The 15,353-nt window shown below is 72.9% G+C and carries 14 protein-coding genes and 1 pseudogene; 9 read left to right on the top strand and 6 right to left on the bottom strand.

Annotation, left to right across the window (positions count from 1 at the left end; translation table 11 throughout):
• Positions 1-21: 21 nt before the first annotated feature.
• The 3 genes and pseudogenes from AB0B14_RS20760 to AB0B14_RS20750 form a co-directional block, all read right to left on the bottom strand.
• Positions 22-1,356: an MFS transporter gene (locus AB0B14_RS20760; RefSeq protein ID WP_357523600.1), complete on the bottom strand. Its 1,335-nt coding sequence runs from the start codon at positions 1,354-1,356 to the stop codon at positions 22-24.
• Positions 1,357-2,033: 677 nt separating this feature from the next.
• Positions 2,034-2,762, bottom strand: a pseudogene (locus AB0B14_RS20755) (hypothetical protein); the annotation flags it as partial.
• A gap of 369 nt (positions 2,763-3,131) precedes the next feature.
• Positions 3,132-3,602, bottom strand: coding sequence for a DIP1984 family protein (locus tag AB0B14_RS20750; protein WP_357523598.1), 471 nt, complete (start codon positions 3,600-3,602; stop codon positions 3,132-3,134).
• Positions 3,603-3,809: 207 nt separating this feature from the next.
• Between AB0B14_RS20750 and AB0B14_RS20745 the strand changes: the two genes are divergently transcribed.
• The 4 genes from AB0B14_RS20745 (at position 3,810) to AB0B14_RS20730 (ending at position 8,101) form a co-directional block, all read left to right on the top strand.
• Positions 3,810-4,919, top strand: a complete 1,110-nt coding sequence (locus tag AB0B14_RS20745; protein ID WP_357523596.1) for an N-acetylmuramoyl-L-alanine amidase — start codon at positions 3,810-3,812, stop codon at positions 4,917-4,919.
• Between the two features lie 85 nt (positions 4,920-5,004).
• Positions 5,005-6,579, top strand: coding sequence for an FMN-binding glutamate synthase family protein (locus AB0B14_RS20740; RefSeq protein ID WP_357078523.1), 1,575 nt, complete (start codon positions 5,005-5,007; stop codon positions 6,577-6,579).
• Between the two features lie 404 nt (positions 6,580-6,983).
• Positions 6,984-7,508 carry an N-acetyltransferase gene (locus tag AB0B14_RS20735; protein WP_357523594.1) on the top strand — a complete coding sequence of 175 codons (525 nt, stop codon included), beginning with the start codon at positions 6,984-6,986 and terminating at the stop codon, positions 7,506-7,508.
• Positions 7,505-8,101: a GNAT family N-acetyltransferase gene (locus AB0B14_RS20730; protein WP_357078529.1), complete on the top strand. Its 597-nt coding sequence runs from the start codon at positions 7,505-7,507 to the stop codon at positions 8,099-8,101. The genes AB0B14_RS20735 and AB0B14_RS20730 overlap by 4 nt, the downstream gene beginning before the upstream one ends.
• Here the strand turns inward: AB0B14_RS20730 and AB0B14_RS20725 are convergent.
• Positions 7,993-8,967, bottom strand: coding sequence for a WYL domain-containing protein (locus tag AB0B14_RS20725; RefSeq protein WP_357078532.1), 975 nt, complete (start codon positions 8,965-8,967; stop codon positions 7,993-7,995). The genes AB0B14_RS20730 and AB0B14_RS20725 overlap by 109 nt on opposite strands.
• An 86-nt stretch (positions 8,968-9,053) precedes the next feature.
• Between AB0B14_RS20725 and AB0B14_RS20720 the strand changes: the two genes are divergently transcribed.
• The 3 genes from AB0B14_RS20720 to AB0B14_RS20710 all read left to right on the top strand — a co-directional run bounded on the left by AB0B14_RS20720 (position 9,054) and on the right by AB0B14_RS20710 (position 11,226).
• The gene (locus AB0B14_RS20720; protein WP_357078535.1) at positions 9,054-9,491 is read left to right on the top strand and encodes a VOC family protein; all 438 of its coding nucleotides are present in this window, start codon (positions 9,054-9,056) and stop codon (positions 9,489-9,491) included.
• A gap of 57 nt (positions 9,492-9,548) precedes the next feature.
• Positions 9,549-10,736, top strand: coding sequence for a DNA polymerase IV (gene dinB / locus AB0B14_RS20715; protein WP_357078538.1), 1,188 nt, complete (start codon positions 9,549-9,551; stop codon positions 10,734-10,736).
• A gap of 124 nt (positions 10,737-10,860) precedes the next feature.
• Entirely contained in the window at positions 10,861-11,226 is a 366-nt protein-coding gene (locus AB0B14_RS20710) for a hypothetical protein (protein WP_357523592.1), read from the top strand.
• Positions 11,227-11,384: 158 nt separating this feature from the next.
• Here the strand turns inward: AB0B14_RS20710 and AB0B14_RS20705 are convergent, their stop codons facing one another.
• Positions 11,385-12,845: a nitrilase-related carbon-nitrogen hydrolase gene (locus tag AB0B14_RS20705; RefSeq protein WP_357523590.1), complete on the bottom strand. Its 1,461-nt coding sequence runs from the start codon at positions 12,843-12,845 to the stop codon at positions 11,385-11,387.
• A gap of 109 nt (positions 12,846-12,954) precedes the next feature.
• On the opposite strand from AB0B14_RS20705, the gene AB0B14_RS20700 reads away from it, so the two are divergent.
• Together AB0B14_RS20700 and AB0B14_RS20695 are read left to right on the top strand one after the other, a co-directional pair.
• Positions 12,955-14,106, top strand: a complete 1,152-nt coding sequence (locus AB0B14_RS20700; protein ID WP_357078550.1) for a sensor histidine kinase — start codon at positions 12,955-12,957, stop codon at positions 14,104-14,106.
• A complete protein-coding gene (locus AB0B14_RS20695; protein ID WP_357078553.1) occupies positions 14,106-14,759 on the top strand; it encodes a response regulator transcription factor in 654 nt (217 codons plus the stop codon). Before AB0B14_RS20700 ends, AB0B14_RS20695 begins: the two co-directional genes overlap by 1 nt.
• A gap of 12 nt (positions 14,760-14,771) precedes the next feature.
• On the opposite strand, the gene AB0B14_RS20690 is transcribed toward AB0B14_RS20695, so the two are convergent.
• Positions 14,772-15,350, bottom strand: coding sequence for a hypothetical protein (locus AB0B14_RS20690; protein WP_357523587.1), 579 nt, complete (start codon positions 15,348-15,350; stop codon positions 14,772-14,774).
• Positions 15,351-15,353: the final 3 nt, after the last annotated feature.

The following is a 15,353-nucleotide window of genomic DNA, read 5'->3' as shown; positions in this document are numbered from 1 at the left end:
CACACCGCCGCCGGGCCCTGGTCAGTCGGGGCCGCTCGCGGTGCCGCCGGTGGGCACGGCCGCGCCGCGCCGACGGCGGGTCAGCAGCACCAGCCCCACGAGAAGGTACGGCCCGGCCGTCACCGCGAACGCCACGGAGGTGCCGGCCACCGTGGCGAGGAGACCGAAGCCGGCGTACGTCCCGATGATCAGCACGTCGGTGGCCATCCCCGCCAGCGACGTGACGGTGGCGCGGCTGTCGCCGGTGATCCTCGCCTGTAGCCGCGTGTCGGCCAACACGGTGGCCAGTTGCGCGGCCCCGAACGCCACCGCGAGCAACACGAAACCCGCCGGGTGCCGGAGCAGGGCACCCCCAGCCAGCGCGACGCCGACCAGGCCCAGCAGGGCGGCGTAGCCTCGGCGGCTCAGCCGCTCCCCCACCGGGGCGAGCAGCCCACCGATGGTCACCCCCGCCCAGAGCAGCAGGAGCAGCAGCGGCACGACCTGCGCGCCGACACCGGTGTCCAGGGCCAGCAGCGGGGTGAACTCGTCAAGCGCACCCCAGTCGGCGGCCACCACGGCGACCAGCAGCACGGCACCCCGTACCGGCGGTCGCGTGCGAACCTGCGTCACACCGGCCCGCAGCGTCTCCCACCAGCCCAGGCCACCATCGCCGTCGTCCCGCTCGGCCGGTGCACCAGCCGATTCGACATCCGGTGGACGCGCCGACCCGACAGCCGGTGCACCAGCCAACCCGACATCCGGTGGACGCGTCGGCCCGACGGGCGGTGGGCGGTGCTCCGGGAGGCGGGCGGCGACCAGCGCGGCGAGCAGGCAGGCGAGCACACTGGCCACGGCGACCGCCGGGTACCCGCCGGCGGCGAGCACCGGGCCGGCGAGCACTCCGGAGGCCACCACGCCCAACACGCCCGCCGTGCGGGCACGGCCGAGCACGCGGGCGAACCTGTCGACCGCGCCGAGCCGGTCCAGTTCGGTCCACACCAGCGCTTCCAGTGCGCCGGAGACCAACGCCCCGCCGGCGCCCCAGAGCAGGAAGCCGACCGCGAAGGCCAGGTACGACGGCAGCACCACCCAGAGCGCGTACCCGGTGGCGGTCACCAGCGGGGCGAGGCACAGCAGCAGCCGGCGGGACACCACGTCGGCCCACGCGCCGGAGGGCACCTCGAACAGGATGCCGGCCGCCGACCAGATGACGAAGAGCGACGAGATCTGCCCCACCGACAGCCCGGTGTCGGCGAAGAACACCACGTACAGCGGGTAGAGCAGCACGAGGTCACTGAGGAACGCGTACCCGTAGAGGGTGGCCGTCAGCCGGCGGACCGGCGGGTCGGGCACGCGCGAGGCGATGCGGATCATGAGGCCTTCCCGTGGGGGTGGAGACGGACACCGGACGTGCGGTGCCCGTGGTGGCCCACGGTTTCGGCCTACGCTGCGGGATCAATGTCGCCAGGTCATGCCGGCGATGCTAGCCGCGTCCCGCGGCGCGGGCGAGCGTTTTCGGCGTGCCGGGCAGACGGGCCGCGGGGCGGGGTCCGGAAGGGACCCCGCCCCGCTGGCATCGCCGGGTGTCAGCGGCGGTGCGGGTCGACCGGCGGGATGACCGTGGTGGTCTCGCTGTCGTCGCCGGTGCGCTGGCCGGGCACCGTGCCGCCGGCACCGGTGCTGATCACCTGGGTCGTGTCGGCGTCGTGCCGGGTGACCACCTGGGTCGTGTCGGCGTCCCGGCCGACCACCTGCGTCGTGTCGGCATCACCCCGACCCACCACCTGGGTCGTGTCGGCGTCACCCCGACCCACCACCTGCGTCGTGTCCGCATCACCCCGACCCACCACCTGGGTGGCTTCGGCGTCGCCTGCTGGGCTCGACACCCGCGCCGGGTCCAGGTCAGCCGGCCGGGTCACCACCTGCGTCGCGTCCGGATCGGACGGCCGGGTCACCACCTGCGTGGCCTCCGGATCGCCTACCGCCCTCGACGGACGGGCCGGGTCGACGTCGCCGGCGGCGGTAGCGGTGGCGGCGGCGGACGGGCGGACCAACTCGGCCTCGGCGTCGCGGCGGCCGGCCCGGTAGGCGCGGGCGTGCGAGGCGATCAACTGCGACTCCTGCTCGGCGCGGCTCAGCCACCCCTCCCAACGGCTCTGCATCGGGCGGATCAGGCCGCCGCCGACACCGACGACGAGGATCCCGCCGACGGTGGCCAGCACGGCGATGAGCACGGGCGTGGTGACCGCGGTGGCCACCCCGATCTGGTTCAGCGCGGCGATGACGCCGAGACCGAGGATGAACACCGAGGCGATGTTGGCCAGCACCCGGCCGTACGACAGACCGCCGAGGGCGCCACTGATGATGTCCTTGACGGCGTTGGCGATGGCGGCGGCGACCACGACGATGACGATCGCGACGAAGGCGCGGGGCAGCCACGAGATCACCGCGGCGAGCAGGTCGGAGATCGGGTTCGGCCCCCAGATGCCGAAGGCGAGCTGGAGGGTGAACAGCAGCACCGCGTAGTAGACGAGCTTCGCGACGATGTCGCTGGCGTCGTACCGGGAACGACTCAGCGCCCGACGGATGCCGCCGCGTTCGACGGCGCGGTCGAAGCCCACCCGTTCCAGGACCTTCTCCACGATCTTCAGGACGGCCTTCGCGATCAGCCAACCGGCCACCAGGATCGCCAGGAAGGCGACGGCCTTGGGCAGGAAGAGCATCACCGAGCGAAGGGCGTCGCCCACCGCGTCGCTGACGTTGTCACTCATCTGGTTCATTCCTTAGGAAGGGGCAGCCGGAACGGTCAGCCCCGGACCTACCCCCGACCCGCCCCGCGGAAACGCCGACCAGGCAGGGTCGGCCGCACGACCGGGTGCCGGTGCGCGAACAGCACGCGGTCGCGCCGATGTGGAGTGCCCCGAGCCCGCCCTCGCCGTCATGGATCTGTACGTGGTGATGTGGCGTGCGTGTTGCGGTGTCACCTGTCCTCGGTGCGGGGCTGCATCGTGCTTGGGGAGTCGAACCCCGCGCTGCCCACCGCGCGCCAGGAAGGGTGCCGGGGTTGCAGCCCGGCCCTGTGTGTACACGCCTCCACGACGGCTACCTGCTCCACATCGCTGCTGAACCGGTCAGTGCTGCTGAACCGGTCAGTCCAGCAGGTCAGCCTCCCAGTTGGTGCGCTGGATCCGTACCTCCAGCTCGCGGAGCTGCCCGGCGAGCCCGTCGGCGCGTCCCCGAAGCTCGGCGACCGGCAGCGCGGCGAGCATCTTCAGCTCGGAGCGGAGCTGCCGCGCCGGGTGACCACGCCCGCTGCCGGCGGCGGCGTCGGCGGCGGCCGTGATGGCGCCGTGCCGCAGCCGCAGGACGTCGCGCCGGGCCAGCGCGTCGGTGAGTGTGCCGAGGTCGTCGACCGGCACCGCGGCGTTGGTCCGGTTGATGCGCCGGATCAGTGACTCCAGGTCGTCGAGGACCTGGTCCAGCTCGGTCAGGAGCACCGCGGCGTCCTCCGGGGGCAGCTCGCCCTCCTGGTACCGGGCGCTGCCGGTGATCCGGGTCCGCAGCTGCTCGACCCGTCGTGCCGCCTCGGCGCGTTCGGTCAGCGCCTCACCAAGTTTCATCTTCCACCCCCGAGTCAGCGGCCACGCTAGCGGGACGTTGAGCTGTGGGTCGACCGGTTTTCCGGCTGCCCGTTGGGGTTGGGCGCCCTCTGGCGCGGGGCGCTTCTTGGCAATATTCTCCGGGGTGTGTGCGGCCACTGGAGCTACTTTTCATCCCCCCGCCGTCGGCCGCAGGAGGAGATGTCAATGCACCCCGACCATTCCGAAATGGACCGCCGGACGTTGCTGCGCGCCGGCCTCGGCGCCGCCACGGTCGCCGTCGTCGGCAGCGAGCTCGCCTTCCCCGCCACGGCGCAGGCCGCGCCCGGCACCGACCTGGACTGGATCATCAGCTGCGACGAGTGGGCCGCCCGCCCACCGAAGGACCCGCTGTCGGTGAGCGCCATCGCCACCAACAAGATCATCGTGCATCACATGGCGTTCCCGAACGTCACGGACTACTCCCGCGAGCAGGCGGTGAAGCTGGCCCACGACTGCCAGGACCTGCACATGGACGGCAACGGCTGGTCGGACACCGGCCAGCACTTCACGGTGAGCCGCGGCGGTTACGTGCTGGAGGGCCGCCGGGGCAGCCTGGAGCGCCTCGAAGCCGGCGACCGACAGATGGTCTCGGCGCACTGTCCGGGCGAGAACGGCCGGGCCATCGGCATCGAGAACGAGGGCACCTACGTCACCGAGACACCGCCGAAGGCACTTACCGACTCGCTGGTGAAGCTCTGCGTCGCCGTCTGCCGGCAGTACGGGCTGCACGCCTTCGATATTTTTGGACATTGGGACTTCCGCACCACCGAGTGCCCGGGCGCGGCGTTCTACCGGCAGTTCCCCGAGCTGCGGCGGCGGGTCCACGCGGCCCTCGGCACCAGGCTGGGTGACGTGCCGGCACGGCGCTGGCCGGACCTGTGGCGCTTCGTCAACTCCCCCTCGGTCCGGGTCGTGCAGCACCTGCTCGCACACCGGGGCTACGCGGTGACGGTCAGCGGCACCTTCGACGCCGCGACCGTGGCTGCCGTGCAGGACTGGCAGGCCCGAAACGGCATTCCGGTGGACGTGGACGCCACCCTCACCACGCCGACCTGGGAGACGCTGGTCCCGGAGCTCGACCAGCACGCCACCGGCGCGCCGGTCACGGCGGTGCAGGAAATCCTGGCCACCAAGGGGTACGCGGTCACCGTCACCGGGACGTACGACCACGCGACCCGGGCCGCCGTGCAGGGCCTGCAGGCGCTGCACGGCCTACCCCGCAACGGCAAGCTCAGTTTGAGCACGTGGTGCACGGTCGTCGGCGGGTCGGTCCGCGAGTCGTTCCGGCACCACTGAGCCACGGTGGCGGTGCGGGCACCTCCCCGCACCGCCACCAGCGTGTCCCGGTTTGGCGCACAGCGCGGGCGGAAAGACTGCCGTTATGAGATGGGCCCGTCGAGCCGTACCCGCTGCTGTCGCCGCCGTCGCGGCGCTCGCCGCGCGGGATCTGATCCAGCGTGACCACGCGTTGCTGCGCAACTTTCCGGTGCTCGGCCGCGCCCGTTACCTGCTGGAGGCGATCGGGCCGGAGCTTCGGCAGTACATCGTGGCCGGCAACGACGAGGAGCGGCCGTTCACCCGCGACCAGCGCCGTTGGGTGTACGCGTCGGCGAAGCAGGAGAACAACTACTTCGGCTTCGGCACGGACAACGACATCGAGCACACCCGCGGTTATCCGATCATCAAGCACCGCACGTTCGGCCGGGCGGTGCCGCCGTCGTCGCCGACCGCCGGGCACGACGTGCGGTTGCCCTGCGCGAAGGTGCTCGGCGCGGCCCGGGGCCGGCCCCGCGCCTTCCGGCCGGAGTCGGTGGTCAACATCTCCGGGATGAGTTTCGGCTCGCTCTCCGGCAACGCCATCGCCGCGCTGAACAAGGGGGCCGCGCTCGCCGGCTGCCTACAGAACACCGGCGAGGGCGGCCTGTCGCCGTACCACCGCAACGGCGGTGAGCTGGTCTTCCAGCTCGGCACGGCGTACTTCGGCTGCCGCGACGAGCACGGCCGGTTCAGCCTGGACCGGCTGAAGGACGTCGTCGCCGGCGCACCGGTGCGGGCACTGGAGATCAAGCTGAGCCAGGGCGCCAAGCCGAGCCTCGGTGGGCTGCTGCCCGGGGCGAAGGTGTCCGCCGAGATCGCCGCCACCCGGGGCATCCCCGCCGGGCAGGACTGCGTCAGCCCGTCCCGGCACGCCGAGTTCTCCGACTGCGACAGCCTGCTCGACTGGGTGGAGCTGTTGGCCACCGAGACGGGCCTGCCGGTCGGCATCAAGTCGGCGGTCGGCGACCTGGGCTTCTGGCAGGAGTTGGCCACCCTCATGAGCGACACCGGCCGGGGCGTCGATTTCGTGACGATCGACGGCGGCGAGGGTGGCACCGGCGCCGCGCCGCTGATCTTCAGCGACTCCGTGTCGCTGCCGTTCCAGCAGGGCTTCTCCCGGGTCTACCGGATCTTCGCCGAGCACGGTCTGCACGAGCAGGTGGTCTTCGTCGGCGGCGGCAAGCTCGGCCTGCCGGACAACGCCGTCGTGGCGTTCGCGCTCGGCTGCGACATGGTCAACGTGGGGCGGGAGGCGATGCTGTCGATCGGCTGTATCCAGGCGCAGAAGTGCCACACCGACACCTGCCCCACCGGGGTGGCGACGCAGAACGCCTGGCTGGCCCGGGGCCTGGACCCGGCGTTGAAGTCGGTCCGCGCGGCGAACTACCTGCGGACATTGCGCCGCGACCTGACCAAGGTCGCCGAGGCCTGCGGCCTGGAGCACCCCGGCCTGATCGGCACGGATGCCGTGGAGATCCTGGACGGCCGCACCGGTTCCACCCCACTGCACGAGGTGTACGGCTACCGACCGGAATGGGGACTGCCCTCGCCCACCGACCAGGCGGAGATCATCCGCCTGATGACCCCGGAGGCGCCCCAGGGCGGCAGCGCCCCACCCTCGGCCACCGCCATCGGCTGAGGTACCGGCCTGAAGTCCAAGGGTACGGCCTGGAACGTGCTGCTCTGGCCCAGCGGGATCGGCGCGGCTGGCTTGGTATGCGAGCCCGGTGCCTCGGGCCTCGGGCCTCGGGCCCATGAGCTTGATGACTGTGAGGCATCTTGATGCCTCACAGTCATCAGCCGTTCTTTCGTCGTGCCCGGCGGGCGCGCCTGCCGGGCACGACCCCGAGGCGACGACCGCCGGCACAATCCCGTCAGCACAACCCTCAAGCGACGGCTGCCGGCACGACCCTTTAGGCGACCCCCGCCGAACGACCTCCAGGCGACGCCCCGCCGGTACCAACCCCAGGCGACGCCCGCCGGCACATCGGCGCACGTGTTAAAGGCGTGGAGCTGGCGACGCGGTGGGCCTATGGTGGCGCGGTGCTGATCAGACGTGAGACGCCCGCCGACGTCGACGCCGTCCGGGCGGTGCACTCCGCCGCTTTCGCTACGTCCGACGGCGGGAACGGCGTACCGGTCGAGGCGACGCTGGTCGACGCGCTACGCGCCGACGAGGGTTGGCTGCCCGCGTACTCGCTGGTGGCGACCGTCGCGGACGGCCAGGTGGTGGGACACGTGGTGGCCACGCGCGGCCGGGTGGGCGGAGAGCCGGTGGCGCTCGGTCTGGGCCCGCTCGGCGTGCTGCCCGACTGGCAGCGGCGTGGGGTCGGCCACGCGTTGATGCACGCGGTGCTCGGCGCGGCCGACGCGCGGGACGAACCGCTGGTGGTGCTGCTGGGGCACCCTGACTACTACCCGCGCTTCGGGTTCCGGCCCGCTGTCGAGCTGGGCGTCAGCCCGCCGCAGCCGTGGGGGCCGCAGTATTTCCAGGCCCGGCCGCTGACCGCGTGGCGGGAGTCGATCCGCGGCGAGTTCCGCTACGCCGGCCCGTTCGACGACCTGTGAACCAACCCCGGATCCGTCGGCGGCGCGCCACCGACCTGGACGCCTGCGTCGCGGGGCTCGCCGAGGTCCACCGCGTCGACGGGTACCCGATGAACTGGCCCGCGGATCCGCACCGCTGGCTGCGTGAACCGCACCCGGCGCGCGCCTGGGTCGCGGTCGACGTCGGCGCAGCCGTCGTGGGGCATGTCGCCGTGCACCGGTTGCCCGACCCGGCGGGCGGACCGCTGGCCCGGCCGAGGGCTGAGGTGGCTCGTCTCTTCGTGGTGCCGTCCGCCCGTGGGCTGGCGCTGGGCAGCGCGCTGCTGGACCGGACCCGGCAGTGGGCGAGCAGACGCGCAACGGACCTGGTGCTGGAGTTGGCCGGCGGTGGTGCCGCGGCCACTGCGCTCTACGAGCGCAGCGGCTGGCGGTGCGTCGGCACCAGCACGGCACCATGGACCGCCCCGAACGGCAGCCCGGTGTTGCTGCGCCACTACGCGCTGCGTCACGACCCGCCCGTCTCCGGGGGCCCGCCGGCCAGCACCGCGAGGCGGCGGGCGAGCAGGCCGGCGGCCTCGCGCAGCTCCGGAGGCTCCAGCACCTCCACCTCGTAGTCCAGGCGTGCGAGGTGCGCGGCGAGCCAGTCCAGGCTCTCCCCGCCGACGACCAGCACGCACCACCCGTCGCGGTCGTCCTCGACCCGCCCCACCTCGGGCGGCACCAACGACCGCACCCGGTCGGGCGGGGCGTGCACCCGCGCCCGGGCCAGATACCGGTACGGTGCCGCGGTCACCGACCGCTGCACGAAGGCGACCGGATCCGGGTGCTCGCGGCGGAAGCGCCAGGTCGTCGCCACCGCCGTGCTCAACCGATCCAGGCGGAAGGTGCGCCAGTCGTCGCGGTCGACGTCCCAGGCCATCAGATACCAGCGCCGACCGGTCGTGACCATCCGGACCGGCTCGACCGTCCGCTCACCCTCCCCGCCGTCGCGGGTGGCGTAGGTGAACCGGACCCGCACGGCGTCCCGACAGGCCCGGGCGAGTGTCACCAGCACCTCCGCGTCGATCTCGGCCACCGGGCCGACGAGGGTGTCCGTGGACCCGTGCACCGCCCGTACCTCGGCGCGCAGCCGGGACGGCATCACCTGGTCGAGCTTCGCGAGCGCCCGCAGCGCCGCCTCGGCCGCACCGGCGACCGTGCCTCCCGACGCGAGGCGCAGGGAGATCGCGGTCGCGATCGCCTCCTCGTCGTCCAGGAGCAGCGGTGGCAGCCGGGTGCCCGCGCCGAGTTGGTAGCCGCCGCCGACGCCCGACGTCGCGTACACCGGGTAGCCGAGCACCCGCAGACGCTGCACGTCCCGGCGCACACATCGGCTGGTGACCCCCAGCTCGGCGGCGAGCTCGGCGGCCGTCCAGGACGGTCGCCGCTGCAACAACGCCAGCAACCGAAGGACCCGCTCGGTCGTCGCCTCGACGGTCATGCGCCGATCGTTGCACGGATAGCGGAACGACCCTGTCCGCTATCCGGGAGAGGCTGCAGATCATGACCAGGAAAGAGGGAACTCACATGGCCCGCGACATACAGATCACGTTCGACTGCGCCGACCCGGGCGCGCTGGCGACGTTCTGGGCCGAGGCGCTCCGATACCAGGTGCAGGCTCCGCCCGGCGACTTCGAGTCGTGGGACCAGGCGCTGGAGGCGATGGGTGTGCCGCCGGAGCGCCGCAACGACGCGTCGGCGGTGGTCGACCCGGACGGCTCGGGGCCTCGGGTGTTCTTCCAGAAGGTGCCGGAGCCCAAGAAGGTGAAGAATCGCGTCCACCTCGATGTGCGAGCCGCTCCGGGGCTGGAGGGTGACGCCCGGATGGCGGCCCTGGAGGCGGAGGCCGACCGGCTCGTCTCGCACGGTGCCACCCGGCTCGATCGGCAGGAGCCCGCTCCCCCGCTCGGAGCCGGCCACCTCATCATGGCCGACCCCGAGGGCAACGAGTTCTGTCTCGACTGATCCGGCGTTCACCCAGCTCACCGCAGTCCTCGCCGGGCGCCATGCGAACATGTGTACGTGTCGCCCGGCGCCCACATCCTGCATGCCGACCTGGACGCGTTCTACGCGTCGGTCGAGCAGCGTGACGACCCGCGCCTGCGCGGCCGGCCGGTGATCGTCGGCGGCGGGGTGGTCCTCGCGGCCAGTTACGAGGCGAAGGCGCGGGGCGTCCGCAGTGCGATGGGCGGCCAGCAGGCGCGCCGGCTGTGCCCGGACGCGATCGTGGTGCCGCCGCGGATGTCGGCGTACACGGCGGCGAGCCGCGCGGTCTTCGAGATCTTCCGGCAGACCACCCCGCTGGTCGAGGGGCTCTCCATCGACGAGGCGTTCCTGGACGTGGGTGGCCTGTGGCGGCTGGTCGGGTCGCCGGCCGAGATCGCCGAGCGGCTGCGCGGGGAGGTTCGGGACCGGGTCGGCCTGCCGATCACGGTGGGCGTGGCCCGCACGAAGTTCCTGGCGAAGGTGGCCAGTGGGGTGGCGAAGCCGGACGGGCTGCTGGTGGTCGCACCGGACGCCGAGTTGGCGTTCCTGCACCCGCTGCCGGTCGAGCGGCTGTGGGGCGTCGGCCCGGTCACCTCCGCGAAGTTGCGGGAGCATCGGATCCGTACCGTCGGGGAGGTCGCTCGGCTCGGCGAGGCAGCGCTGGTGTCGCTGCTCGGCTCGGGGGCCGGGCGGCACCTGCACGCTCTGGCCCACAACCGTGATCCGCGCTCGGTGCAGGTCGGCCGCCGTCGCGGTTCGATGGGCGCGCAGCACGCGCTGAGCCGTACCCCGCATGCCCCGGCGGAGTTGGACGCGATCCTCACCGGTCTGGTCGACCGGGTCAGCCGGCGGATGCGGGCGGCCGGGCGGGCCGGACGCACGGTGATGGTGCGGCTACGGTTCGGCGACTACACCCGGGCGACCCGCTCGCACACCGTCGGCAAGGCAACGGCCGACACGATGCCGCTGCTGGCTGCCGCGCGCACGCTGTTACGGGCCGCACTGCCCGAGATCGATCGCCGTGGTGTGACACTGATCGGTGTCTCGGTGGGCAACCTGGACGACAATCCGGTGCAGCCGGAGCTGCCGTTCCACAATGACCCGGGTGCGGAGTTGGATGCGGCGGTGGACGCGGTCCGTGACCGGTTCGGATCGGCGGCACTCACCCGCGCGGTGCTGCTCGGCCGGGAGCCGGGCGTGGAGATGCCACTCCTGCCGGATTGACCGATCTGCGTGCGACGTCCACCCGGCCAGCTGCGACCGGAGACACATCACAGCAGGTCGGCGGTTTAACCCGCGGCTGACGGGTGACCCTTGTGGGGTACAGCCTGACAAGGGGGGACCCAGAATGTCCGACGACGACACCAGCAACCGACCGAGCCGCCACGTCGAGCGCCCGCACGACGTGACCGACCCTCTGCTGTGGCAGCTGGCGATCGACGTGCTGAGCGCCCACGAGCCGGACGACGAGGGTCACTGCCGCAATCTCCAGTGCGCCGGGCAGTCCTGGCCGTGCGCGGCCCGCACCGGCGCCGAGCAGTCGCTGCGGCTGGCCCGCAGCACTCCCGACTCGGTCGAGATGACCGTCGACGGCGACGAGGGTGGCACGGGCTGGCCCGGGGCGAGCAGCACCGCGCCGGCTTCCCGCTGGGGCTGGAACGCCGGCCCGGCCGCGTCGCAGCGAGGCCCGAAGGCGTCCGCCTCCGCGGCGTGACGGCGCTTTCTGGCGGTACGAACGCTCGGGGCTGATCCGCATCACACGAACGCTCGGTCGGTGAACCGGCCGGGCGTTCGCGCTGAGCATCGGCATCCCCTTCGACACCGTCGTGCAGGTGGCGCTCACACCGGTGGCGTACACCCTGGGCACCGACTTCAAGCCCGGTCCGCGGGCCGACGCGGACGGGTTCGCCCACTGGAACCGCTGGTAGCGGACTGAGCTTCGCTCGCCGCGCGTCGCCGCCGCACCCCACCGACGGCGACGACCAACAGGACCACGGACAACAGCGGAAACCAATCTCCGGTACGCGCGTAGACCGTGCCCCACCCGGTCGTCGGAGCGGCCGGGACCAGCAGCTCCGCGTCACCGGCGGTGGTCGTCTCCCCCACCAGTCTGCCGCCGGGGTCGGTGACCGTCAGCCGCCCGAGCCAGGCGGCGCGGACCACGGTGAGCCCGTTCTCCACACCCCGGACCAGGGCCATCCGGCCGTGCAGCCAGCCGTCGGAGGTGAAGTCCAGGGCCGGGACGAGCAGCATCGTGGCACCCCGGGCCCGATACCCCCGGACCAGGCCCGGAAAGTCGAGGTCCTTGCAGATCGCGACACCGAACCGCCCGTCCAGGAGCACGTCGTCGTCCCCCGGCGTCATCCAGTCCTCCAGGCCCGGGACCAGATGCTGTTTGGCGTACGTCGTGCTCGTCCCGTCCGGGTCCAGCACCAGTGCGACGTTGCTCGCCGTGCCGGCCCGTCGGAGCACCGCGCCGACGACGACCCGGGCCCCGGGCTGGTGCAGCGCGTCCACCAGCAGCGGCAGCGTCGAATCCGTCACGGCGAACACCTTCTCCGGCAGCACCACGACGCGGGCCCCGCGGGCGACCAGGCCCGCCACCCGCGCTCCGTAACGGGTGAGCAGGTCCCGGCCGGCCGGTTCGTCGATCGGGATCCCGTCCTCCGGTTGCCGCAGGGCGACCAGGCCGACGGTCAGCGGCGCGGCCGGATCGGGGGAACGGCTCAGCGACCAGGCCGACCATCCGCCGGCGCCCAGCAGGAGGGCGAGCAGACAGGCCAGTGCGGGGCGGCGACCGATGCGGCTCGGCCGGGCACCGCCGAGCAGGGCGGCGAGGGCGATCGGCACGGCGAGCAGCAGGTAGGTGACGCCCCAGACGCCGGTGAGGGCGGTCACCTGGATGACCGGGCGGACGTCGGCCTGCGTGTAGGCGAGACTCCACCAGGCACCGTTCGGGAGCAGGCGCGACGCGGCGTACTCGCCCAGCACCCACACGGACGGCACACAGAGGACGGCGGCCACGGAACGTCTGCGCAGCAGCAGCTCCCGGGCGAGCAGGACCGTGCCGCCCGCCAGGGCGAGGCCGAGCAGGGTCACGCCGGCCACCACGGGCACCGGTAGTCGCAGGGTGCCGAGGTAGTACCCCACCAGGCCGAGCTGACCGATCGACCAGGCGAGGACCGTCGCGCCGAGCGCGGTCCGCGGGCGTACCCGCAGCGAGGCGAGGATCAGCGGAACCGGGGCGAGCCAGGTCAGCGCGGCGACGGGGTGCAGCCCGGTGCCACCGAGCCAGAGCAGGCCACTGAGCAGCGCGGCGACGATCGTCATCATGCGTCGATCGTGCGGCGGGAGCGGCGCGAGCGGATCGCCGTACGAAGCGGGTGCGATCTGGTCCCGTGGAGGGAGGCGCGGGAGCGCCGGGCGCGACGATACTGCCGACGTGAAGCGGTACGTCAACGTCGCCGTCGCCGTGGCCGCCGTCGCCGCGACAGTGCTGCCCGCCCTGGCCGGCGGAGCACGCGCCTGGTGGGTGCTGCCGCTCGCGGTCGCGTCGTCGGTGCCGGTGCTGTGGCGGGACCGCGCACTGGTCCCGGTCGCCGTCGTCGTGGGCGTCGCCACGACCGTCTCCGCCGTGCTCGGCGCGCCTCCGCTGCTGCCGGTCGGGCCACTCGTCTGCCTCTACACGTTCGCGGCGCGGTCCGCCCTGTCGATCCGCCTGCTGGGCATCGTGCTCACCGCCGCCGGTCTGGTGCTGTCGCTGCTGTATCCACATCCGGACGTGGAGGTGCTGCGGTACCTGTCGGTCGCCTACGTCTTCTCGTACGCCCTGGGCACCAGCGCCCGCGCCCGCCGCACCCAGGCCGCCGCCCTCGCCGAACGCGATCGTCGCGTCGCCGGTGAACGGGCGGCGGCTGTGCTGCGCGAACGCACCCGTATCGCCCACGACCTGCACGACATCCTCACCCACGCGGTCGGTGTCATGATCGTCCAGGCGGAGGCGGGTCCGCTCCTGGTCCGCCCCCACCCGGAGCGCGCCGACGCCACCTTCGCCACGATCGCCGCCACCGGCCGGGACGCGGTCGTCCAACTCCGCCGCGCGGTCGGCGGCCTGCGCGAGCCCGCCGATCACCCCCTCGACCAGCCGGGGCTGGCCCACCTCGGCGCTCTGGTCGAACGCGTCCGCGCCACCGGGCTGGACGCCGTGCTCACCGTCGCGTCCGAACCCGTCTCCGGTTCGCGGTCCGAGCCGCCGGCTGGGCATGTCGCCGGATCGCTCGTGGAACCGCCCGCGGACGTCGGGGTCGCCGCCTACCGGATCGTGCAGGAGTCGCTGACCAATGTGGTCCGGCATGCTGGGGCCGGGTCGGTCCGCATCCTGCTGGACTACACGGCCGAGGCCCTGACCGTGTCGATCACCGATGACGGCCACGGCGATCGGGGCTGCGGCGCCGACCTGCCCGGTTACGGGATCGTCGGCATGCGCGAGCGGGCCCAGGCCTGCGGCGGGACCCTGCGCACCGGCCCCGCCTCGGACGGCCACGGCTTCACCGTCACCGCCACCCTCCCCCTGCGGGCCCCGGCGGTGGCCTGATGCTGCGCGTCGTGCTCGCCGACGATCAGGACCTGTTCCGGGCCGGGTTCGCGACGATCCTCGGTGCCGAGCCGGATATCGAGGTGGTCGCCGAGGCCGCCGACGGCGCGGGCGCCGTGCGGGCCGCGCTCGACCACCGGCCCGACGTCGTCCTGATGGACATGCGCATGCCCGTCCTCGACGGCGTCGCCGCGACCCGCCAGGTGTGCGCCAGTACGCCGAGCCGGGTCCTGGCCCTGACCATGTTCGACACCGACGACTACCTGTACGCGGCCCTGCGTGCCGGTGCCAGCGGCTTCCTGCTCAAGGACGCCCCACGGGCCGACCTGGTGAACGCGGTACGCGTGGTCGCCGCCGGCGACGCGTTGCTCGCTCCCGCCGTCACCGCACGCGTGATCGGCGAACTGCACCGGCGCGGTCACCCGGACCCGGCCCTGGCCGCCGCGGTGACCGCACTGACCGCCCGCGAGACGGACGTGCTGCGCCTGATCGCGGCCGGTCTGTCCAATGCGGAGATCGCCGCGCACCACCACCTGAGCGAGCACACCGTGAAGACCCATGTCGGCAACCTGCTCGCCAAGCTGAGCCTGCGTGACCGAGCCCAGGCGGTGGTGGTCGCCTACGAGTCGGGCCTGGTGATCCCGGGCCGGTGACCGGCGGCGGAGTCAGCCCACGATGCGATGCGATGCGGTAAGGCGGAACACTTCGGTGTTCTCGACCGCCCAGTCGTCGACGCCGCGTAGTGGGCGGCCAATGATCTCGTGCACGGTCGGCCGTTGGGCGAGCGTCCAGGCGGTGAGTTCGGTGAGCCGCGCCCCGTACTCCTCCAGTGCGTACAGCGTCACGTCGATGCCACTGTCGGGCCAGCCGCCACGCCGCCACTTCGCGCGGCTCTCGTCGGGCGTCACCTCGACGGTGGCGATGTCGCGGCCGATGGCTCTGGCGATGCTCGCCACCCGCGAACGGCTGCTGATCGGTAGACCGACGGCCTCCAACACGGCGCCGACGTGGTCGTCGACGCGCAGCGCCGCCGCCGCGACCGCGGCGAGGTCGTCCTCGTGGATGAAGGGGTAGTGGCCGCCGCCCAGAAACGCCTCCCGTACGACACCATCGCCCCGGATCATCTCCGGCCAGTCCGATCCCGTCGCCGGATAGGTGCCCTCGATCATCGCCCCCAGCACCCCCGACGGGCGGATGTGCGTCCACTCCATCCCGGAGCACTCGGCGGCCCGCTCGATGGCCAACCA

It is taken from the genome of Micromonospora sp. NPDC049171, assembly GCF_040648275.1.
GTDB lineage: Bacteria > Actinomycetota > Actinomycetes > Mycobacteriales > Micromonosporaceae > Micromonospora.
This window is presented reverse-complemented; position numbering and strand designations above follow the sequence as displayed.

Bases quoted from the DNA above. Each gene is read 5' to 3' on its own strand.
- AB0B14_RS20760 (WP_357523600.1), bottom strand. From the start codon at position 1,356: ATGATCCGCATCGCCTCGCGCGTGCCCGACCCGCCGGTCCGCCGGCTG.
- AB0B14_RS20750 (WP_357523598.1), bottom strand. From the start codon at position 3,602: ATGAAACTTGGTGAGGCGCTGACCGAACGCGCCGAGGCGGCACGACGG.
- AB0B14_RS20745 (WP_357523596.1), top strand. From the start codon at position 3,810: ATGGACCGCCGGACGTTGCTGCGCGCCGGCCTCGGCGCCGCCACGGTC.
- AB0B14_RS20740 (WP_357078523.1), top strand. From the start codon at position 5,005: ATGAGATGGGCCCGTCGAGCCGTACCCGCTGCTGTCGCCGCCGTCGCG.
- AB0B14_RS20725 (WP_357078532.1), bottom strand. From the start codon at position 8,967: ATGACCGTCGAGGCGACGACCGAGCGGGTCCTTCGGTTGCTGGCGTTG.
- AB0B14_RS20720 (WP_357078535.1), top strand. From the start codon at position 9,054: ATGGCCCGCGACATACAGATCACGTTCGACTGCGCCGACCCGGGCGCG.
- AB0B14_RS20710 (WP_357523592.1), top strand. From the start codon at position 10,861: ATGTCCGACGACGACACCAGCAACCGACCGAGCCGCCACGTCGAGCGC.
- AB0B14_RS20705 (WP_357523590.1), bottom strand. From the start codon at position 12,845: ATGATGACGATCGTCGCCGCGCTGCTCAGTGGCCTGCTCTGGCTCGGT.
- AB0B14_RS20695 (WP_357078553.1), top strand. From the start codon at position 14,106: ATGCTGCGCGTCGTGCTCGCCGACGATCAGGACCTGTTCCGGGCCGGG.